The organism is Candidatus Nitrotoga sp. BS (genome assembly GCF_927797785.1).
Classification (GTDB): domain Bacteria; phylum Pseudomonadota; class Gammaproteobacteria; order Burkholderiales; family Gallionellaceae; genus Nitrotoga.
Genome location: NZ_CAKMLL010000107.1, coordinates 1 through 21,450, shown reverse-complemented (window position 1 = coordinate 21,450; position 21,450 = coordinate 1). Strand labels below are relative to the sequence as shown.

18 protein-coding genes and 1 tRNA gene are annotated in these 21,450 nt (G+C 47.0%); 11 read left to right on the top strand and 8 right to left on the bottom strand.

Annotation, left to right across the window (positions count from 1 at the left end):
* The 5 genes from MJ769_RS12955 to MJ769_RS12935 form a co-directional block, all read right to left on the bottom strand.
* Complete coding sequence (locus MJ769_RS12955) at nt 1-843, bottom strand: RodZ domain-containing protein (RefSeq protein ID WP_239237559.1); 843 nt, start codon at nt 841-843, stop codon at nt 1-3.
* On the bottom strand, nt 843-1,631 hold the full coding sequence (gene pilW, locus MJ769_RS12950) for a type IV pilus biogenesis/stability protein PilW (protein WP_239237558.1): 789 nt from the start codon (nt 1,629-1,631) through the stop codon (nt 843-845). Before pilW ends, MJ769_RS12955 begins: the two co-directional genes overlap by 1 nt.
* Nucleotides 1,628-2,710, bottom strand: coding sequence for a 23S rRNA (adenine(2503)-C(2))-methyltransferase RlmN (gene rlmN / locus MJ769_RS12945; RefSeq protein ID WP_239237557.1), 1,083 nt, complete (start codon nt 2,708-2,710; stop codon nt 1,628-1,630). The genes pilW and rlmN overlap by 4 nt, the downstream gene beginning before the upstream one ends.
* Before the next feature lie 257 nt (nt 2,711-2,967).
* Nucleotides 2,968-3,387, bottom strand: coding sequence for a nucleoside-diphosphate kinase (ndk, locus tag MJ769_RS12940; protein WP_239237556.1), 420 nt, complete (start codon nt 3,385-3,387; stop codon nt 2,968-2,970).
* 641 nt (nt 3,388-4,028) lie between these two features.
* Nucleotides 4,029-4,105, bottom strand: a tRNA-Val gene (locus MJ769_RS12935).
* Nucleotides 4,106-4,443: 338 nt separating this feature from the next.
* On the opposite strand from MJ769_RS12935, the gene MJ769_RS12930 reads away from it, so the two are divergent.
* From MJ769_RS12930 to hpnE, 5 genes are all read left to right on the top strand, one after another.
* Nucleotides 4,444-4,743: a c-type cytochrome gene (locus MJ769_RS12930; protein WP_239237555.1), complete on the top strand. Its 300-nt coding sequence runs from the start codon at nt 4,444-4,446 to the stop codon at nt 4,741-4,743.
* 448 nt (nt 4,744-5,191) lie between these two features.
* The gene (gene hpnC, locus MJ769_RS12925; RefSeq protein WP_239237554.1) at nt 5,192-6,007 is read left to right on the top strand and encodes a squalene synthase HpnC; all 816 of its coding nucleotides are present in this window, start codon (nt 5,192-5,194) and stop codon (nt 6,005-6,007) included.
* A 39-nt stretch (nt 6,008-6,046) separates the two neighbouring features.
* The gene (hpnD, locus tag MJ769_RS12920; protein WP_239237553.1) at nt 6,047-6,880 is read left to right on the top strand and encodes a presqualene diphosphate synthase HpnD; all 834 of its coding nucleotides are present in this window, start codon (nt 6,047-6,049) and stop codon (nt 6,878-6,880) included.
* A gap of 285 nt (nt 6,881-7,165) precedes the next feature.
* Entirely contained in the window at nt 7,166-7,969 is an 804-nt protein-coding gene (locus tag MJ769_RS12915; RefSeq protein ID WP_239237552.1) for an NYN domain-containing protein, read from the top strand.
* A gap of 193 nt (nt 7,970-8,162) precedes the next feature.
* Complete coding sequence (gene hpnE, locus MJ769_RS12910) at nt 8,163-9,488, top strand: hydroxysqualene dehydroxylase HpnE (RefSeq protein WP_239237551.1); 1,326 nt, start codon at nt 8,163-8,165, stop codon at nt 9,486-9,488.
* Between the two features lie 221 nt (nt 9,489-9,709).
* Here the strand turns inward: hpnE and MJ769_RS12905 are convergent, their stop codons facing one another.
* The 3 genes from MJ769_RS12905 to MJ769_RS12895 form a co-directional block, all read right to left on the bottom strand.
* Nucleotides 9,710-10,438: a VC0807 family protein gene (locus tag MJ769_RS12905; protein ID WP_239237550.1), complete on the bottom strand. Its 729-nt coding sequence runs from the start codon at nt 10,436-10,438 to the stop codon at nt 9,710-9,712.
* A 192-nt stretch (nt 10,439-10,630) separates the two neighbouring features.
* Nucleotides 10,631-11,263: a class I SAM-dependent methyltransferase gene (locus MJ769_RS12900; RefSeq protein WP_239237549.1), complete on the bottom strand. Its 633-nt coding sequence runs from the start codon at nt 11,261-11,263 to the stop codon at nt 10,631-10,633.
* Nucleotides 11,264-11,408: 145 nt separating this feature from the next.
* On the bottom strand, nt 11,409-12,392 hold the full coding sequence (locus tag MJ769_RS12895; RefSeq protein ID WP_239237548.1) for a malate dehydrogenase: 984 nt from the start codon (nt 12,390-12,392) through the stop codon (nt 11,409-11,411).
* Nucleotides 12,393-12,737: 345 nt separating this feature from the next.
* Between MJ769_RS12895 and MJ769_RS12890 the strand changes: the two genes are divergently transcribed.
* The 6 genes from MJ769_RS12890 to MJ769_RS12865 all read left to right on the top strand — a co-directional run.
* The gene (locus MJ769_RS12890; RefSeq protein ID WP_239237547.1) at nt 12,738-14,798 is read left to right on the top strand and encodes a carbon starvation CstA family protein; all 2,061 of its coding nucleotides are present in this window, start codon (nt 12,738-12,740) and stop codon (nt 14,796-14,798) included.
* Entirely contained in the window at nt 14,795-15,121 is a 327-nt protein-coding gene (locus MJ769_RS14525) for a YbdD/YjiX family protein (RefSeq protein ID WP_320412162.1), read from the top strand. Before MJ769_RS12890 ends, MJ769_RS14525 begins: the two co-directional genes overlap by 4 nt.
* Before the next feature lie 563 nt (nt 15,122-15,684).
* Complete coding sequence (locus tag MJ769_RS12880) at nt 15,685-16,122, top strand: response regulator (RefSeq protein ID WP_239237546.1); 438 nt, start codon at nt 15,685-15,687, stop codon at nt 16,120-16,122.
* Nucleotides 16,123-16,667: 545 nt separating this feature from the next.
* On the top strand, nt 16,668-17,138 hold the full coding sequence (locus tag MJ769_RS12875) for a substrate-binding domain-containing protein (RefSeq protein ID WP_239237545.1): 471 nt from the start codon (nt 16,668-16,670) through the stop codon (nt 17,136-17,138).
* Nucleotides 17,113-18,324: a TonB-dependent receptor gene (locus MJ769_RS12870; protein ID WP_239237544.1), complete on the top strand. Its 1,212-nt coding sequence runs from the start codon at nt 17,113-17,115 to the stop codon at nt 18,322-18,324. Before MJ769_RS12875 ends, MJ769_RS12870 begins: the two co-directional genes overlap by 26 nt.
* A gap of 53 nt (nt 18,325-18,377) precedes the next feature.
* The coding region (locus tag MJ769_RS12865) for a response regulator (RefSeq protein WP_239237543.1) at nt 18,378-21,450 on the top strand (3,073 nt) is incomplete at its 3' end.

Here is a 21,450-nt window from a genome sequence, read left to right as displayed (position 1 = left end):
CTATTCCAATGTGAGGTTCACGATTCCGCCAGGTTCAGAAGGCGCAAATTCAACAAGTTTCTCTTGATAATATAAACGCACTCCGCTGGCATTACCAATAACAATAGAATACGGTGGTTTGCCTTTCAGATTTTGTTCGGTGCCGCGAGCATTAAGTTTTGACAGCAATATATTACCGTCATTGTCTGTCACTTTCACCCAAGACTCTGCATCAAACATCAGTCGGATAGCGCCGGATTGCTTGGATGCATCATTTGATTTTGTCTGTATGGCTTCGCCAGTAGCTGGGGCTTCCGGGGACACGGCGGGCGCATCAGGCAACGGCACTGCTACCACAACAGAAGCCGGGATCGTCGGCATGACGGCTGGCAACCCTACTGTTTCCACACTAGCCGGCAGCGTAATCGACTGGCTAAAATTTAACCAGACAAAGAGCAATATAATCAAGACTACAACAAAACCGACTGCTAACCAGATTAGTTTGAGCCCGCGTAACGCATAGGTATTTGGAAGCGGCACGTCAATCGCATTGCTTGCAGAGTGCAGCGATGGCTGCGTTGGCGCTATTGGCAATGATGCCAGCAAGGGCTCAGGATCCAATTGCAATAGCTTGGCATAACTGCGTATAAAGCGGCGCACAAAAGAAGTTTCCGGTAAAAGAGTAAAATTGTCAGCCTCCAGTGCCTCAATTTGGCGTGATGCAAACTTAAGACGACTTTCCACATCTTCAACGCTCAGTCCAAGCTGCTCGCGTGCTTCACGCAGCACAGTACCGACGCTGGACGGCCGCACCTCAAAACTACTGGAGGCATCGCCTAAAGTGTTTTCCGACGAATTATCCACTATTGCCCGTACTGCATAAGCTGAGTTTCACGCGCATCCGGAAAATTTGTGCGCAATTGCATCGCGTAGCTGTCTTCCGCAATTCGATCGTCTAATTTACGTTCGATACGTATCGCCAGCCATAGGTTTTCAGCTGTCAAAGAAGATGTATTGTTCCGTTTAAAGATCATGAAATAAGATTTCGCACCTGCATAATCGGCTTTAGTAAAGTAGAGATTGGCCATAGCCAGCAGTGCTTCCGGCATATTGGGTTGGGCAGTTAGAGCTTTTTGCAAAAACTCTTCAGCGTCTTTCGCATTGCCAGCCTTCATGGAACACAAGCCTGCATTCAAATAAGCTCTCCCCGGAGTAGCGTAAAGTGGGTTTTTTAGCGCTGCCATGAAGTGCTTGATGGAATCCGATACCTTACCTCGCTCACAAAGAAACCAGCCATAATTATTATGCGCATTTGAATCAGTACTATCCAAACGCAAGCTGCGCTGAAAATCCTCATCTGCCTGCTGATCTTCATGCAAAGCCATGTGCACAAGGCCGCGCACGTTGTAAGCCGATGCGTAGTCGGGTTTAGACTGTAAAGCCACCGACAATTCTTCTAATGCCACCCCGAGTTGTCCACGGTCGTAATATTGTGCAGCCAGTTCAGTATGTATTCTGGCGCTGGCCTCTTCCCGCGAAATAGCATGCTGCGGCTTACTGCCATATCCAACATTGGATTGCGTAACGCATCCTGCCATGCTTAAAGGAAGCAGAAAAAAACTCAACCCTCTCATGAGTGAAAATAATTTCATGGTCGGATCTCTAATAATCGGTGTGTTCTTTTGGTTTTATCCAGTACCTGCCCAGCCAGTTGTCCACAGGCTGCGGCAATATCATCGCCTCGTGTTTTACGTATCGTAGTGACTATATCGGCCTGCATCAGTACATCACGAAATCTGGCTATAACATCAGCTTTGGAACGACGATAATGCGTCTGCGGAAAAGGATTGAACGGTATCAGATTAAATTTGCACGGCACATCGCGCACCAAAGCAACCAGTTCGTGCGCTTGGTCTACGCTGTCATTCACACCCTCCAGCATCACATACTCGAAAGTGACAAAGTCACGTGGGGCGCGTTCCAGATAACGCTGGCATGCTGCCAGTAATACACGCAAAGGATACTTCTGGTTGATCGGCACCAGAACATCGCGCAAGCTGTCGTTGGATGCATGCAGCGATACCGCCAGCGCTACTGGGCATTCCTCACGCAGCCTGTCCATCGCCGGTACGATGCCAGAAGTAGACAAAGTTACACGACGTCGAGACAAACCGTAAGCATTATCGTCCAGCATCAGACGTAAGGCGCTTACGGTATTATCGAAATTTAGCAACGGCTCGCCCATACCCATCATCACCACATTAGTGACTGGCCACTTACCATCTACATCTTTGCCAATCTGACGGTTGGCCCACCACAATTGACCAATAATTTCAGCTACGCTCAAATTACGGTTGAAACCTTGTTTCCCGGTAGAGCAAAACGAGCAATTAAGTGCGCAACCCGCTTGAGTTGAAATACACAATGTGCCGCGCGCTGCCTCTGGAATAAAAACCGCCTCCACTGCATTGCCCGTACCAACATCCAGCAACCATTTACGCGTGCCATCTGCGGAAATTTCATCGCGCATTACCTGTGGCGCAGCCACGTAAGCTTGCTGCTGCAGCTTCACGCGCAATAAAGCAGCAATGTCGGTCATCGCAGCAAAATCTGACTCTCCCACTTTGTGCACCCAGCGCAATATCTGCCGCGCACGGAAGGGCTTCTCACCCATCGAAGCAAACCATGCGGTAAGTCGCAGCACATCAAAGCCAAGAATATTTTCGGACATCAGATGACCTTTAAAATTACGCCATCATCGCGACAGCGAGGAACCTGCTCCTCTATTAAATTGAACCCTCGACCAACTGAAGATTAACTTATTTTATGTTAAGCCTGCTGAATAGCGAGAATGACCAATTCTGAATTAGCCCACACGTTTCTTAAGCTCGCACATTGATCGTACAAGCTGTTATTTGACAAACGACAATTGAAAACGCGGCCGAGATAACACTAGTAGAAAAAAATAGCTTATAAAAACGGGTTAATCTATGAAATTTTCAAATCCGGAAAGAAATAAGCAATTTCCACTGCGGCAGCTTCTGATGAATCTGAACCATGTACTGCATTGGCGTCAATACTGTCAGCGAAATCAGCGCGGATAGTACCTTTGTCAGCTTTTTTCGGATCCGTGGCTCCCATTAAATCGCGATTTTTTGCAATCGCATTTTCGCCTTCCAATGCCTGCACCATCACTGGACCAGAAATCATAAAATCTACCAGATCCTTAAAGAATGGGCGCTCACGATGTACAGCATAAAAATTTTCTGCTTCTGTACGCGACATCTGCACCATACGCGCTGCAAGCACTTTTAATCCAGCATTTTCAAAACGGGTGTAAATCTGTCCAATAACATTCTTGGCTACAGCATCGGGTTTAATAATTGATAAGGTACGTTCAACAGCCATGCTACTTTCTCCAATGGTGATTAACAATTAAGTTGCGGATTTTAACAGGCTTCGCAGCTTATGTCGCCTTGTCCAAACAGCATAATAAGTCCAGCCACAAGGTTGCATAGGCAAAAATGTCCAGTAGTTTTGTATTCCACCACCTCTACAAGTGCCAATCGAAGACGAAACACCACTAACCCAGGAAGAAGCTAACGCAAATAATAGGTATTCTTAAGATCAAAAGATCTGACCTCCAAAGACAACTCTAAGAATTCTCTGTGATGAACCAAGAGCTGATGCAGTAGCTCAAGCAAGCCGTCGACCGAACGCCAAGGTCGTAAAGGATATTATTAACTCTTGATGCAGCCTTACCATAATTGCTGACGGGAATTCACGGATGAAACTTAGGAGCAATTTTGAAAACATCCGATTGATGTTTGGCATGACCCCAGCCTACATTTAGACAATTGCGTGAGATAGCCAAGACGCATTGCCTTAACACAAGATAGAGGGAAGTTGGACAATTTTTTGCTGTAAGCGCTATCTATACCAGATAGTTAACTTTTTTTATGTATCTGCTAAGACAACCCATAAAAACATGCTTCGGCTTGACAGCCGGAATAATTTACTGAAACCATCTGATTTAATTGCTAAGTCAGTGGTAGGCGCGATTGGACTCGAACCAACGACCCCCACCATGTCAAGGTGGTGCTCTAACCAGCTGAGCTACGCGCCTTTATTTAAGGCATGGCAGTATAACCGAATTTCAAATCGGGTTCAAACGGTATGGGCACTAACAATTGCGACAAAGCGGAGGAGTAAGCAAGCAAACTGCAAAGCAGCTGCTCGCAAAATTGGATTTATAGAGATCCCTTATATACCACCGAGTGGTTGTATGTACAGCCCTTCCACGCTTACAATCATGAAGGAATAGTTTTTGACAAATAGCGGGTATTTTACTCTGCACTAACATGGTGATCGCTACTCCTCCATGTGTACAAAGGGTACTAGGCGACAAAGCCTAGTATTGAGGTATATACTAATCCCGATGGAAATGATTACTGGGGGATCGACATGTTTCAAAGATTGATACTCGCCGTGCTGTTCGTTTTTTTCGGAAATTCCGCAAATGCCGATGCACAATTAATACACAATGCTACACGTGGCGAGTTGCTGTACTCAACACATTGCATAGCCTGTCACAGCACCAAAATTCATTGGCGGGAAAATAAACTCGCTTCTGACTGGTCAAGTCTACAGTCAGAAGTACAACGCTGGCAGGAAATTTCAAAGCTTGGGTGGCACGATGAAGATATTGAGGACGTTGCGCGATATCTAAATGCTATTTATTACCGCTACCCCATGCCGGACTAATCGAAGCTCTGCCATACCCAGATCAAGATGACGTCACCGCAGACCAGTGACACCCGTAAGCGCTTTCAAAAAATTCGTAGGAATTTCATCAAGTCTTACTTCTGCTGAAAGCTGTGTCTGATGATGGATATGTTGCAGTCCGATTTGGACGAGTGATTGCGCTATTGCAACTATTAGCGTTCACGTCAAAGTAACGATGCGCTGGGGCAGGACACCTAACGAAACCATGAATTCCACTAATTGCGTAAAAAGATTTAAAACAAAAATTGATAAACTGAATCGTGTTTGACAACTAATGCACAATCTTAAATCACTAACGGTCACATCTCTTTTGAGCTACTACACTTAATTAATTCTATGCATGATTGCATAGAAACTGCACCTTCAAAGTTCGCTGTACCCTGAACTCCCATCAACGCCAGAATAACTGATCTAAGCTTGCCTTCAAATGGCCGTCAATCACTACGAAAACTTTCCTGTTGCCTCAATTCTTCTGCCTAAACGCTTGCGGCGAGCAGTGGAAATAATTTACCATTTTGCGCGTCAGGCTGACGACTTTGCCGACGAAGGCGATCTCCTCGATGAAGAGCGGTTTACAGCACTTGATAATTTTCGTAGTGAACTACGTCGCATCGCTGCCAATGAAAAACCTCTGACCCCTTTGTTTCACGACTTAGCGGACATCATTGCGCGGCACCAGCTGCCATTGCAATTGTTCCACGATTTACTTGATGCTTTCTCGCAGGATGTGCTCAAAAAACGTTACGCCAATTTCGACGAAGTGCTGGACTACTGCCGCCGCTCCGCGAATCCGGTCGGCAGATTACTATTACATTTGTACGAAGAAGCGACCCCTACCAACTTAGACTATTCCGACGCTATTTGCACCAGCCTGCAACTCATCAATTTTTGGCAGGATGTAACGAAGGACTATGCCATCGACCGTATCTATTTACCGCAAGACGAAATGGCGAACTTCGGCGTGACTGAAACACATATCACGGAAAGCCGCGTAGACAAGGAATGGCAGCAACTTATGCAATTTCAGGTTCAGCGCGCACGTGACATGATGCGCAGCGGCGCGCCTCTTGGCAGCATACTCACCGGCCGTATAGGTCTTGAGATGCGGCTCATTATCGCGGGCGGCAACCGCATTCTCGACAAGCTTGAAGCCGTGCAATTCGACATGTTCCGCCAACGTCCTGTGTTGCGTCCATTTGACTGGGTTATCATGTTGGGCAAAAGCGCACCCTTCAGTTTTTAAAGATGAATCTAGCCAGTTACCGTTCGATCGCGAATTAACATGACTCCAGATCAATATTGCAAAGACAAGGCTGCTAAAAGCGGTTCAAGCTTCTACTACAGCTTTATGTTTCTGCCGTCGGACAAACGCCGTGCTATCACAGCGTTGTATGCTTTTTGTCGCGAAGTAGACGATGTTGTAGACGAAATTTCGGATGAGAACGTGGCACGCACTACGTTGGCGTGGTGGCGTACCGAAGTAACTGCTGTTTACGCCGGAACGCCGCAACATCCTGTTACACGGGCATTAAAGCCGGTGGTCAAGCAATACAACCTGCCACAAGAACATTTCCACGAGATCATCGATGGTATGGAAATGGACTTGCAGCAACACCAATATGCCGATTTTCAGGCTCTGCAAAAGTATTGTTATCGTGTCGCCTCGGTAGTGGGGTTGCTCACTGCGGAAATTTTTGGCTACACCGACCCTAATACGCTCAAATATGCACACGATCTGGGTCTCGCCTTCCAGCTGACCAATATCATCCGTGACGTAGGCGAAGACGCTCGACGCGGTCGCATCTATATGCCGCTTAATGAACTGGCGCTTTTTGGTGTACATGTTAACGACATCCTTGACAACAAGGAGAGTGAAGGCTTTCAGAAACTCATGCAATTTCAGGTTGATCGTGCAAAACGCTACTACAAACGCGCACTCGACCAACTGCCCGCTGCTGACCGCAAAACGCAGCGCACCGGTCTTATCATGGCAGCAATTTATCGAGCTACGCTGGAAGAAATTGTTACCAGTGGCTGTCATGTGCTAAAAGAGCGTGTCTCGCTTACTCCAATGCACAAGCTATGGCTGGCCGGGAAGACATGGGTGAAAAACTAAGAACAGGGTGCTGCCCTCAGGAGTAAGGTTAGATTGTGATCGCGAAGCGAACCACAATCTGAACCGTATAAACCTGTTCGGTGCGTATGCAGTAATGTTTAAGAAGAATTTTTCCGCGCACTTGGTCAACAGTTTGGGCACGGAATTAGCTTAGTATTGCCTAGCATTGCTAAGTTGCACTAAAAATTAATAACTGCATGATAATATAAATTATTTAAACAATAGAAAAGTTGATAACAAACGGTATCGCAACGTCAACTTCACGTTAGAAAACAGGAGGCATGTTTGGCATCTCCACGACTAGTTGCAAAAATCGAATCAGAAGAGCCATCCCTTCGGCTGGCTGTACTTATTGATGCGGATAACGCTCAGGCTGCTGTCATTGAAGGGATGCTTGCGGAAATTGCGAGATTTGGGGAAGCGACGGTCAAACGCATATACGGCGATTTCACTTCCCCTTCAAGCTCTTCTTGGAAAAAAGTATTACAGCTATACGCAATCAAGCCTGTTCAACAATTTGCATACACGACAGGAAAAAACGCAACAGATAGCGCGCTGATTATTGATGCAATGGACTTACTCTACACGCGTAAATTCGATGGTTTCTGCCTGATTACCAGTGACAGCGATTTTACCGGCCTTGCGATGCGACTTCGTGAGGAGGGGCTAACGGTTCTAGGTTTCGGTGAAAAGAAGACGCCTGATGCATTTCGCAATGCCTGTCACAAGTTTGTATTCACCGAAGTGCTTCGCCCTAGCATAGTAGCCGAGTCGGTCAGCATGCCACCAAAAGCCAGAACAGAGCAAACGAACACACCGCAGCAATCAACCACCGAAGTAGATCCCAAGATTGAGTTCCCCAGGCAATTCGTCCTAACCGCACTTGAGCAGTCAATTGACGACACTGGTTGGGCTCAACTTGGAACCTTCGGAAGTTACCTTACCAAACTAAAGCCAGATTTTGATTCCAGACTATACGGATACAAAAAACTTTCGGATCTAGTAAAGGCCAAGACCGATCTTTTTGTAACTGAAGAAAGACTAGCACCGGGGTCAAATCAGAAAGTTTTATACCTGCGTGCAAAATAGCGCGTAGGGCGCAATAACCAACGGGCATTGCGCCGCATGTTCGCGTGACATCCGATGCAATGCGCTGCGCTTATTGCACCCTACGGGGCTAAAGGGCTACGGGGCTAATCCATAAATACATTTACGTTTACGTCTAAGTCGAAGTGAAAGTAATTTCCTTCGCTACGCTCAAAGCGCACGGAGAATGGGTATCGTGAGCCATTATAAACATTACCATGTCGCCATCATTGGCGGCGGCTACGCTGGCATGGCCGCAGCCGTCACGCTTGCCGCAGCCGATATTCCGGTTACCGTATTCGAAAGCGCCAAGCAGCTCGGTGGCCGTGCGCGTGGCGTGCAGCATAATGATGTTCAGCTTGATAACGGCCAGCACATTCTGCTTGGCTGCTACCACCATACATTGCAGCTTATTGAACAAGTCGGCGGCAATATCAAGCGCGACTTCCTGCGTTTGCCGCTACAACTTACATTACATAATCGCTTTGAATTAAAAGCACCGCACCTTCCCGCTCCGCTTCATTTGTTGACTGGACTCCTCAGCGCAAAAGGGCTTTCATTCGGCCAACGCCTGCGTGCCGCTCGTTTTATGCTGGCGCTGGGTCGCATTAATTTCACCTTGCCACACGATACCAGTGTTTTCGAATTATTACGCAGGTACGGCCAAGATGACGAGCTGATACGATTACTATGGGAGCCAATTTGCCTCTCCGCACTCAACACACCAATACACATTGCTTCTGCACAAGTGTTGCTGCATGTATTGCGCGATAGTCTGAATGGTTTGCGCAGCGATAGCGACATGCTGCTGCCACGCATAGATTTCACAGCACTATTTCCAGATCGGGCGGCCGACTATGTCAAACGACATAATGGCGCAGTGCTTACCGCTTGCAGCATAGAAGCCATTATTCCACACGGCGATAAAATCGAATTAATCACCCGTCCAACGGCAACATCCTCTACACATACCAAACTATTCAGCCATGTCATCTGCGCATCCTCGCTCATTTCAGCTGCGCGACTATTCCGTACCGTGCCACAACTTGCACTCGTCGCTGAGCAGATTGCAAGCATTCCGTACCAACCCATTTACACCGTATATTTGCAATATCCAAAACAGGTATGCTTGCCACACCCGATGCTGGGTTTTGATCGCTGCATTGCCCAATGGCTGTTCGATAAAGGACAGATCGCCGGGCAGCACGGCCTAATCGCCGCCGTCATTAGCGCACAAGGGAGTCATCAAAATTTAAAACATGAACTGTTAGCGCAGAAAGTGGCGCAAGAGATCTGCGAACAACTTGGAATAATGGAAGCGCCTTTGTGGCACAAAGTGATTGCAGAGAAACGCGCTACCTTCTCCTGCGAAACAAACTTGCCTCGCCCTTCCCATTCCACACCGCTTGCTAACGTATTGTTAGCAGGCGATTACACGGCAGGCGATTATCCGGCTACGTTAGAAGGAGCAGTAATGAGTGGAATACTGTGTGCGAAAGCTATTGTAGAAACACTTCAATAATAAAATAATAATGACCTTACCCCCGTATTCTGTCTCTCTTTACGCGCTCATATTCGGCATCAATATAACTGTGCCACAAACCTCTTTTGCTCTTACTGCATCATGGAGATCAAGAGAACCATTTTGACGGGAAAAAAACAAGGGGCAACACGCCGAGAATCAAAAAAATCGCGACAATTGCACAAATTACCATGAAGAAAGTCCAGATGCTACGCCAAACACTAGTCATAATTCTCACCTTTATCAAGTCTTTTGGATGCGAGTACATCGTCCAGGGTAAGTCCAGTCAGGCTGGAAATAGTGCGCCATAAATAATAAAAAATCATCATCATCATGAGCATGGAAGGAATCGCGATCACTGGATAGCTTAGTAAAGTTAATTGTCCCAGCTCCTCATTGAAGGCAGCGCTACCTGTAGGGCTGACAACAATCCATTTTGCGAGAACGTAGTTCATCCCTGAGGAAAAGAAAAAGGTTCCGCCAAGCAGGTAGGTGGCTTTTAATAAACGGGCTTCAAAAGCTTCAGTATTGCCATTCTCAACGAGCTTCAGTGTAATTTTTTCAATATCAATAACGGCTGGGTTATACAGCAATGTCCTGATCAGCGGATAACGCGAGTAGGTCGAAAGAAGCACAGCAATACCAATCAGGCCGGGGATAGCAGCCTCTTTGATTGCCAGCCATTGGGTACTCAATGCCAGTAAACCAATACCACCTGTGAGTAACGTGCTGATCAAACCAAGAAGTGCTATGAAATTGAATTTTTTATATTTCAAAAATTCAAATGAGCCCCAGATAAGCGGAAAAGCCAAGGCTATAATTAGAGCACCGCTCGCACCCAGGCTGTCCTCGCTACTGAATTTCATCAGAATAATGGAGGGAATAAGAATGCTGACTAACAGGTCAACAAACGGACGCGGGGTATGATTCGCTGCTTTTTTTTTCTGCACGGAGGGATTGATCATAATGGTTTCCTTGAGTTTAATCCCGATTTTGAATAGCCACTTACAATAGCTATCTTGGGTAGTTCAAACGGAAAAAAGTACAAGTATGGATACATTTAACTCTTTATCATTATCAATAATGCAATTAATTATGGCGTAATACTAGCCAGTAGGCCTGATTTTTTCCAGAGTTTTATTTCACTCGCGCCGCCAAACGCTCGCCAGCCAAGGCTGCTGTTCTCGCGGTAGGTTGTCAGGGCGGTAGTAGTGGGTAAGCTCAGTGAACCCCGCGTCTAACATGAGGCACCGCCAAGTATCAAGATCATAATATACGCCGTAGCGCCCGTTGTTCCATCCTTCTTCGTTATGGCCGTGCGGATTGGAACTAAACAGAACAGCGCCCAGCTTCAGCGTCGTATGCAAATCACGTAATATCCGTGGCAACGATTGACTGGGCACATGGAAAAGTGATGCATTAGCAAACACTCCATCGAAATGATTGAATGGAAGATCGAGCTTAAGGAAATCCTGCTGCCATACTTCACAACGACTGTAGTCGCGCGCCATCGCTGCGAAACGCTCGCTACCATCCAAACCTGCCGCAATGTGCCCCATTTCGGCAAACACCTTGAGATCTCGCCCCGGTCCGCAGCCAAAATCTAGAATATTGAAAGGTGGCTCAACTTCGATGAAGCGCAACAAAGACATCATATTTTGACTGACATCGTGATTACGCGTGCCAGCAAAAAAATCTTCGGCATGCTGGTTGTAGTAATCCAAGGTTCGGACGGATATTTTTTCAAATCTTGCGGGATCAACTTCATCTTGCATCTCAATTATTGAATTATTGAATTATTGACGAACTAATTTTATTTATTTTTAAAACAGAAAGTCATTCCACATTGTTATTTTTAGTCTTGTTGTATCCAGATGGTTGAGTTTAAAGTTAAATGAGCGAATCGATTATTTTTGATATTTAACCTAATAGGTGTTTAATTTGCTCACTTTCTTTCAATAACTCACGATAACTTCTCAGCATATGCTGTCGACCGAGTTCACTTATGGGCAGATTCTGCACAATTTTGTAGTCGCCATTCTGACAAGTGACCGGAAACCCGTATACCACGCCAGCTGGAATATCGTAACTTCCATCCGACAGTACGCTCATGGTGACCCAGTCATCATGGTGCGAGCCAAATATCCAGTCATGCATATGGCCGATGGCTGCGTTGGCTGCGCTGGCAGCACTACTCAAGCCACGCGCTTCGATAACCACCGTTCCGCGCTTTTGCACAGTGGGGATAAAATCGCTTTCAATCCAGTTATGATCTGGCAGAATGTCAAGGATCTTGCGCCCTTCTATTTCGGCATGTGACATATCAGGATACTGCGTGCCGGAATGGTTACCCCATACCACCATTTTTTTGATGTTACCAATGGGCTGAGAAAGCTTGTGCGCTACCTGCGCGATGGCGCGGTTATGATCAAGGCGCATCATTGAGCTTATATTCTTCGGGTTGAGGTCGGGCGCGTTATGTATGACAATTAGTGCGTTGGTGTTAGCTGGGTTGCCTACCACTAGAATTTTGACATGAGGTGCGGCGAATGCATTGAGAACTTTGCCCTGTTCGGCGAAAACTCCAGCGTTAATCTCGATTAGATCATTGCGTTCCATGCCCTTGCTACGCGGACGCGCGCCAATTAGCAGGACAATTTCTGCATCGAGGAAAGCGACCTTGGGGTCATCGGTAACGACGACTTGCTGCAATAAGGGAAATACGCAGTCTTCCAGCTCCATCGCTATTCCGCGCAACGCCTGTTGCGCTTGTGGTACATCCAGCAGTTGTAGGATGATAGGCTGTTCGTGTTCCAGCATCTCGCCGTTGGCGATGCGAAACAATAGACTGTAACTAATCTGACCAGCAGCACCAGTGATAGCGATGCGGATAGGTGCTTTCATAGCAATCTCCTGCGCAATGTTAATGATACAGACATTCTGACAGTGTTTGTCAATCAGGCAAAGGGGGCGCTCAACAGTTCGGTTTAATGCCAAGTTTCTTGCCGACCCCAATAGGGACAAAATATATTTCTATCAAATTGAATATAATAAAAAAATATTAAATCATAATCTTCAAAAATACCCTCTTTAAATGGCGGGGCTTACTTTTTTTTAACAATACATCCGTGCAAATATAATAGATCTTTGCATGACTTAATTTACAGGCGCAAGGCATGTCATGATTTACTGTTACCTTTACTACATAAAAATTTCTTGCCAAAATTTCATCATGAAAAAAAATTTACTATGAAAAATTCATTGGTTGCCATATTTGCCTGGATTGCCGTCGCCGTTCTTGGATCTGCCGCATTGGGCGGTATAGCACTGAATCGCGGCGAGTCGATCAACGCGCTGTGGTTTATCACAGCCGCGCTGTGCGTATATGCGATTGCCTACCGTTTCTATGCTACCTGGATTACCACCAAAGTCCTGCTCATTGATCCGACTCGTGCTACACCCGCAGAGCGACTTGATAATGGGCGGGATTATGTTCCAACCAATCGCTGGATCGTATTTGGCCATCATTTCGCCGCCATTGCGGGACCAGGCCCTTTGGTCGGACCGACTCTGGCTGCACAGTTTGGTTACCTGCCAGGAACACTATGGATATTGTTCGGTGCAGTACTCGGCGGCTGTGTGCAAGACATGGTCACATTGTTTTATTCCACCCGTCGAAATGGCCGTAGCTTAGGTCAAATGGCGCGAGACGAACTGGGTGCCATCGGTGGTATCGCCGCACTCATAACCACGCTTTTTATTATGATTATTCTCATCGCAGTGCTTGGCTTGGTAGTTGTCAATGCCATGAAGCACAGTCCTTGGGCTACCTCTACTGTGGCTGCGACTATCCCCATCGCTATGTTGGTGGGCCTATATATGCGTACCATCCGCCCGGGCCGTGTGCTTGAAGGTTCTTTACTTGGCGTTATCCTGTTACTGTTAGCTGTAGCGGGTGGAGGATGGATTGAGCATCAGCCGGGCTTACGCGAACTTTTTGACCATCCCGGCCTGCCCTTAGCCTGGATGGTCATTGCTTACGGTTTCGCAGCTGCTATCCTGCCAGTGTGGCTGCTACTCGCGCCACGCGATTACTTATCGACCTACATGAAACTCGGTACGGTCATCTTGCTGATGCTGGCCATTGTGTGGATGCAGCCGAGCGTAAAAATGCCCGCGTTAACCCAGTTCGTCGACGGGACCGGCCCTATTTTTGGGGGCAAGCTATTTCCTTTCGTGTTTATCACCATCGCTTGTGGCGCAATCTCTGGCTTTCATGCACTCATCTCCTCCGGCACTACGCCTAAGCTGCTGAGCAATGAGCGCGATATTCGCATGATCGGCTTCGGTGGCATGGCACTGGAATCTTTTGTTGCAATAATGGCAATCATTGCAGCCACGGTGTTAGACCCCGGCGTGTTCTTTGCCATCAATTCTCCTGCTGGCGTGGTCGGCAAAGAAGCTGCAGATGCAGTGGCAAAAATTTCCAGTTGGGGCTTTCCAGTTACTGTGGAGCAGATGAATTTGCTGGCGCAGCAGATGGGTGAAGCTACTCTTTTCGCGCGTACTGGCGGTGCACCCTCGTTGGCAGTCGGCATGGCCAGTATTTTCGGCAGCGCTTTTGGTCAAGGCATGCTTGCCATGTGGTATCACTTCGCAATCATGTTTGAGGCCATTTTCATTCTCACAACGCTTGACGCCGGTACGCGTGTCGGCCGTTTCATGTTGCAGGACATGCTAGGCAATATTTGGAAGCCGTTGGGTCGTACCTCATGGTATCCATCGGTATTGCTGAGCAGCGGCATCATCGTGGCAGCCTGGGGCTATTTTCTATACATTGGCGTGATTGATCCAAATGGCGGTGTCAACATTCTCTGGCCGCTATTTGGTATCTCAAATCAAATTCTGGCCGCCATCGCGCTGTGCGTTGCCACTGGTATCCTGGTTAAATCCGACAAACTAAAATATGCTTGGATTACCGCCTTGCCGCTTGTCTGGCTGATTATAGTTACCAGCAGTGCAGTGTGGGAAAAGATTACCAGTACGGATGTGCGTATCGGCTTTCTAGCTGCTGCCAATGACCTTGCCACAAAACTCGCATCAGGTGTTCTTTCTCCAGAAAATGCAGCCATCGCACCGCACCTCATCTTCAATCAGCGCCTTGATGCGGTACTGTCCCTGTTTTTTATCTGCATGCTGTGGTTGATCGTGTTCGACATGCTACGTGTCTGCGTTCGCTACCTAAATGGTAAGCCTGTCCCTCCGCTGTCCGAGGTGCCACACCAGTTAACGAGCATGGTGAAAGTATGAGTAAGAAACTGACTAAAAAAAACGCGAATGACTCATTGACCGCAATAAGTGATTCTGGTTTGCCTGTGTTTGAAACTACCCTGGATATAGATCAGCGCATTGCGCAAAGCGCTACACTCAATATAAACGCAACCTGTGTCGAACATCTCCCGTTGTGGTCATATATATGGCGCGTTATACGCGAACTGAGTGGAGACGACGCTTATGAACGCTACATTGCACAACATGCCACCAGTGATCCTGACACTCCGCCACTAGCGCGCAAAGATTTTTTCCTTTACCAGCAACAACAAAAATGGAGCGGCATTCAGCGCTGCTGCTGAAGTTATTACTGACCACGGCAAATCATAGGTTAGTGGACAGTCCGTTTGAATTATTTTAAATTTGCTCTAAAGCTTTCCGTTGCACAGCCGTGATTAATCCTTAGTAACACTGTTAAAGTGGTGCAGTTATTTCTTACAGAGGTATTCAAACTATGTTGAATTTTAAAAGGAAAAAATTTGTTGAGTGCGGTTTTACATCATCAGTCAACCACGTAAATGAACTAAGCCCCCCCAAAAAAATATGTTTTGACTGAGACTGGATCAGGTAATGAATAAGCCGCTGCAGTGTGCAAATTGACAATTCAGATTGACCGGAATGGATCAAAAAATTAATTCGCTTGCCTGCAAGGCCAACCGCACTTTCCGGTTATTTATGGTGTGGCTGCACTTGCCTGAGGCAGGCCGGTAACGATAATTAATAGCAAATGGCTTCGCAACGATCGAATTACACTCGTACCTGCGGCGATCTCATCCCCGGCGTTCGTAGCGAAAAAAATAGCTGAAATATTACGTGCAATTGCTGTTGCCGATTTATGTATAGAGAATATTATTAAGGAGTTTGTATGGTTGAGGTTGGCACAAATGAGAACAAGTCGGCACAGATGATAAAGGCGAAAAATATACGGGTATTATTGTTGGACGACGACAAGTTTACACTCGAATTTGTTGGCGATATGCTGCTCGAATTAGGCGTAGCCGAAGTTATTAGGGCGGAAAATGGCGAGCAGGGGCTAGCTATATTAGCTGGGCTGTCATCACAGCCGGACATACTGATATGCGACCTCAGCATGCCTGAAATGGACGGTGTTGGTTTCCTGATGCATCTTGGCATGCAAGGTTATGTTGGCAAAATTATCCTAATTTCAGGAGCCCAACAACATCTGTTGTCCGGTATGGATATGTATTCCAGCAAGCTTGGCTTAATTCCTTTGGGTACGCTGATTAAGCCAATTGCTCGCAATGAGATGGCATCCATTATTAACCGATTTTGCCAAACATAATGAAAATTAACGTTTCAACACGATTTTGAATTAATGGCAAAATTCCATAAACAGCACTTCTAATTTACAACTGCTATTGTTGCCCTGATATACCCAGCTTGTCCTGCGCAAAGCGTTACTTGTGACGCTCATTTCTTGACTACAGGCCAGTAACAGTCGCTTCGACTTCGCGTCAACACCTTCGCAAGTCTAACTTGGATCAATCTAACGAAAATCGCCAGCGCCTATGCAAGCACGCTACTTGTTTTCCGAATTTTTCTGTTTGTAATTGCAATCTTAGAAAGATCGTTAAAGAAATGAAGTGGTTGTTCGATATATCTTCAGACAACAGCATTTACTTTATCCGGCGCAAGCTAGCTGCAAATTCAATATCGGCAATATTTTTGATATATCCATGAATGTCTATTATTTAAGAGCAAAAAATTGAATATTTGTGTTATTTGCGAGATTGATAAATCCAGTGTGGTGCATGACCATTGGCAACATACTGAATTCGACCATTATCAACCTGTGTTTGAATCTGCTCGGCCGCATCTCTTTTAGCAATGAAAAATATTTGCGGATTTGGTATTTTTGTTTGGTTTTGGAGAACCACTCCGCTATACATTCTGGCGGCTCTTCTAATTACTACAAATTCTTATGCCGACACTCAAGAACCAGCTATGGTTGTCATAGCATTCCCTTCGACTAGTGAAAAAACAATTTCTCGAAGCTCATTACGTGCAATTTTTGGTATGCGCCTCAGCAAGTGGCCGGCAGATACGCCAGTCAAGGTATTCGTAATGAAAGATGATGCGCCGGAACATAACGCCTTCAGCAAAATCCTTCTGCAAGTATTCCCCCATCAATTGCGATTGGCGTGGGATCGGCAAGTATTTTCCGGGCAGGGACAATATCCTGAGCAAGTCGCCTCTACACAAGAGATGCTCTTTAAAATAGCATCGATACCAGGGGCGATCGGCTATATCAAATCAAGCGAGGTCACTAAAAATGTGCGTATCCTTCAAATTCGCTAAGGCTGCGGCTTGGATTTTCATCCAAGGTGTATTTTTGCTTTGGACTTCGTTTGCGCATGCCGAAAACTTTATGGGCAACGAGTTGCAGTTGCATGGGTTTCTCACACAGGGCGTAGTGACCACCAGCGACAACAATTTTCTCGGTCAGAGTAACAAAAAAGCAAGCACTGATTTTAGAGAACTGGGAGTAAACGCTTCTCTGCGGCCGACTTCCGATGTGCAAGTGTCCGTCGGAATCCTTTCGCACAAAGCAGGAAAAACCGATAACGGCCAAGCGCGATTGGATTATGGGCTAATCGATTGGACAGTATCGTCGAGCGAGCGAGGCCGAGGCGGGATACGCTTGGGGCGCGTGAAGAATCCCTATGGGCTGTATAACAAAACACGTGATGTCGCTTTTACTCGTCCCAGTATCCTTCTGCCGCAATCTATTTATTTCGAGCGCACGCGCAACCTTACCGTCGCAGCTGACGGAGCAGAGCTTTATCTCGATCGCTACTATGAAGACGGCAGCCTGTTCGTAACCTTTGCCCTTGGAAAACCCCAGATTGGTAGTGAAGCAGCCAAAGTAGCCTTAATTGGCTTGACTCCCAATGGTAGATTCGAATCAAATCTGACGCCGATTTTAAATGTAATATACGAAGGAGACGGCGGCAAGTATCGTCTCGGGTTTACCGCCGTGAAAATTGATACGAATTACAATCCTGGCGCAAGAGATGTGCTACAGGCTGGACGATTAACGTCTACGCATAAGATTTTTTCTGCACAATACAACGCCGAACATTGGAGCCTGACCAGTGAATATGCACTGCGGCCGATTACAGTTCAGCGCTTTGGTCCGAATGCTCCAGATTCCACCACTCATGGCCAAAGTTATTATGCTCAGGGCAGCTATCGATTGACTCCGAAGTGGGAAGCGCTGCTACGTTACGATGTAATGTTTACCGATAAAGACGATCGAGATGGCAAGGCATTTGCTGCAGCCACGCACCGGCCAGGCTTTTCGCGTTTCTCCAAAGACTGGACCGCAGGGATGCGCTTCGATGTGACTCCCCAGCTCATGCTGCGTGCCGAATATCATCGCGTTAACGGTACAGGCTACTTGCCGATTCAGGATAATCCTAACTCTTCGACTCTGGTACAACGTTGGGACATGTTCATGTTGCTGGCTTCCTTCCGATTTTAGTGTCGCTCATGTCGGATAGCCTATCCTCTAGTTCAGGCCATAGTAAAAGATTCTTGAGCCTGAAGTGGAAAGTGCTACTAACGCTGGGCGTGGTGATGTTCTTGGTCAATGGCACACTTTCCTGGCTGCATTTCCATGATTTAAAAACTCACTTTGAAGAGCAACGTACCGCTTCGCGTGAGCGACTGATTTCTGAAGCTATCGCTGTACGCACCGATTCGGCTCTGCGTTTGCAAGCAATGGCCAGCGTACTGGCGACGGTTGGCGCGAACGGTAAATTCCAGTTGGATCCAATATCTCGGCAGCTTCATGAACACTTCGCTATTTATTGGCCTGTCTTGCAGCTCGATCTCGACATTAACTCCATGAAAGTGCATTCCAGAACCGGAGCCACTCTGGCCGCTTGGCATACGGATGCATCCTCTGATATAGAGCAGGATGCCCGTGTGCGCGCCGTAATTTCGCAAGAACGTGCCATGTATTGGACGCAATGTCGGCTGACATGCACGCAGTTTGCTGCAGCTCCAATTTTGTCGGCTGGCCAAGTGGCTGGGGTAATTGTATTGGGTAGCTCGCTGACTGAAGTGATTGTTTCCTTCAATCGTTTATCCGGAGCCGATCTTGGTGTGCTGGCCCCTGGAGGTCTTGTTTTAGATAAAAATTCGCTGCCTAACTTAGGCTTGCAGGTGGTAGCACTGAGCGGCTCAGAACGAAATCTTCCGCTTCTCCATCAATTACGGACTTTGCCGCCTAAAAAAAATAGAGCAAATTGGCAATTGGTTCCTTACCAGGACAAACAGTTCGAATTGTCGTTTGTGGCTATGGATGATGCCAGTGGCGCACATTCCGACGCCAAGCTAGTGGTAATCGATGATTTGACTCTGTCCTTAACCGAAATTCGAGAATCGGTAGTGAGCCGCTTACAGGCCGAGGTAGCGACTTCATTGCTTTCTTTGCTGCTACTGGCTCTTCTGGTGCATGCGCCATTGCAGCGTATGACACGGGCTGTCCAAGCAATTCCCTTGCTGGGGCGCAGCGCTTTTGCCGAAGCACGTACAAAAATTTCTCCACGCGGCCGACATTTTTTGGATGACGAAATTGACAGCCTGGATGAGGCCGCAGTTGCCTTGTCCTTTCGCTTGGAAATGCTCGAACAGGAAGTGGCAGCGCATGCTGGAAAGCTGCAAGAGATGTTGCACCGTATTTCAATTGAGCGGGATTTTAATGAAAGCCTGCTCGATACTGCACAGGTCATTATTCTGACACAATCCGCCGATGGATCGATACACAGCCTTAATCGTTATGGAGAATTCTTAACAGGCTGGAAGGAGGAAGAATTGTTGGGCAAGCGTTTTGTTCCGGCAATTTATCATGACGGATCGGCTGAAATAGAAACGCAATTGGCATTGCAAGATCTTGCTACTGGGGAGCACAAACATATTCAGCGCGAATCGATTTTGATGAGCAAACCAGGCGAGAAATTCGAAATCACTTGGAATCACTCAAGTCTTTCTGGCCAACCAGGCGAGACTACTATGATCCTGTCAGTCGGTATTGATCACACCAAACGCAAACGTGCCGAGCAAGACTTGCTCAATCTGAATGCAAGCCTGGAAGTTCGGGTTGAGGAACGCACTTTCGAACTAGAGAAAGCCAAGCAACAAGCCGAAGCAGCCAATCAAGCCAAGAGCGAATTTCTTTCTAACATGAGCCACGAAATCCGCACCCCGATGAACAGCATCATTGGTATGACGCAGCTTATGCTACGTACCGAACTTCACCCAAAGCAACTTGATTATGTTGTAAAAATTGACCATTCAGCGCAGCATCTATTGCGCCTGATCAATGAAATGCTCGATTTTTCCAAAATAGAAGCGGGCAAAGTCGAGTTGGACGTACTTGATTTTGAGCTATATACAGTACTGGATAACATTTCCAGCCAACTTGGCGAGAGCGTTGCAAGCAAATGCATGAAGCTTGTATTTGACATCGACCCCGACTTATCCCATCCGCTTCGCGGAGACTCGCTGCGGCTATATCAGGTGCTACTTAACTACACCAGCAACGCCATCAAATTTACTGATGCTGGTGAAATAGTCATCCGTGCCCGCATTATCGAAAATAAAACGTCCGGAGCAGGTGAAACAGGCAGCTTGGTGCGTTTCGAAGTACAGGATAGCGGCATCGGCATTAGCACAGAACAAATCGCACAACTGTTTCAGCCATTTCATCAAGCAGACGCTTCAACCACGCGTAAATATGGGGGCACAGGATTGGGGCTGGCCATCAGCCGACAACTGGCCGAAATAATGGGTGGCGAAGTTGGAGTAGAAAGTCAACTCGGCAAGGGCAGCACTTTCTGGTTTACTGCCCGGCTGGGCAGAGGCGCCAAACCTGCTACGGCTCTACAAACCGTACCATCGGTCGATCTGACTATAATCCAAGGCTCATTCATCCTGCTGGTTGAAGACAACATCTTTAACCAGCAAGTAGCCAAAGAATTTTTGGAAGCAGCTGGCGCAGTCGTTGCCATCGCCAACAACGGAAAAGAAGCTCTTGACCTGCTGGTTCAAGAACATTTTGACTGCGTCCTGATGGATATGCAGATGCCCGTGATGGATGGTCTTGAAGCTTCCCGCCAGATTCGAGCCAACCCTAAACTCGCGGCCACGCGGGTAATTGCCATGACAGCCAATGCTGGGCGTGAAAATTCGATACGCTGTTTCGACGCGGGCATGGATGATTTCATAACTAAACCAATCGAGCTCCAGCTTCTCCTTGCAACTCTTGCCAAATGGCTTGTGCGGCGATCCGATCGGATTGTGGCAGTACCTGCCGCGACCTCATGTCAGGAGATTTCAACAATGGCAGCAACCGAAATAACAGATGCAAGCGATCCAAACATTATCAATTTATCAATACTGTCCAATATATTGGGGAGTCATCCGGATAAAATCCGAAAATATGTCATGCTTTTTTTAGACTTGACTCAGAAAGCTATTGTTGAGATCGAAACTGCGCTAGCACATGGAGACATGGCGACCGTGAACGCTATAGGGCACCGCACTAAGTCATCGGCTAGAACTGTAGGTGCAATGAGATTTGGTGAATTGTGTATGACGCTAG

Bases quoted from the DNA above. Each gene is read 5' to 3' on its own strand.
- MJ769_RS12900 (WP_239237549.1), bottom strand. From the start codon at position 11,263: ATGCAAGATGAAGTTGATCCCGCAAGATTTGAAAAAATATCCGTCCGA.
- MJ769_RS12880 (WP_239237546.1), top strand. From the start codon at position 15,685: ATGGTTGAGGTTGGCACAAATGAGAACAAGTCGGCACAGATGATAAAG.
- pilW (WP_239237558.1), bottom strand. From the start codon at position 1,631: ATGAAATTATTTTCACTCATGAGAGGGTTGAGTTTTTTTCTGCTTCCT.
- MJ769_RS12930 (WP_239237555.1), top strand. From the start codon at position 4,444: ATGTTTCAAAGATTGATACTCGCCGTGCTGTTCGTTTTTTTCGGAAAT.
- rlmN (WP_239237557.1), bottom strand. From the start codon at position 2,710: ATGTCCGAAAATATTCTTGGCTTTGATGTGCTGCGACTTACCGCATGG.
- hpnD (WP_239237553.1), top strand. From the start codon at position 6,047: ATGACTCCAGATCAATATTGCAAAGACAAGGCTGCTAAAAGCGGTTCA.
- MJ769_RS12875 (WP_239237545.1), top strand. From the start codon at position 16,668: ATGAAAAATATTTGCGGATTTGGTATTTTTGTTTGGTTTTGGAGAACC.
- ndk (WP_239237556.1), bottom strand. From the start codon at position 3,387: ATGGCTGTTGAACGTACCTTATCAATTATTAAACCCGATGCTGTAGCC.
- hpnC (WP_239237554.1), top strand. From the start codon at position 5,192: ATGGCCGTCAATCACTACGAAAACTTTCCTGTTGCCTCAATTCTTCTG.
- MJ769_RS12890 (WP_239237547.1), top strand. From the start codon at position 12,738: ATGAAAAATTCATTGGTTGCCATATTTGCCTGGATTGCCGTCGCCGTT.
- MJ769_RS12895 (WP_239237548.1), bottom strand. From the start codon at position 12,392: ATGAAAGCACCTATCCGCATCGCTATCACTGGTGCTGCTGGTCAGATT.
- MJ769_RS12870 (WP_239237544.1), top strand. From the start codon at position 17,113: ATGTGCGTATCCTTCAAATTCGCTAAGGCTGCGGCTTGGATTTTCATC.
- MJ769_RS14525 (WP_320412162.1), top strand. From the start codon at position 14,795: ATGAGTAAGAAACTGACTAAAAAAAACGCGAATGACTCATTGACCGCA.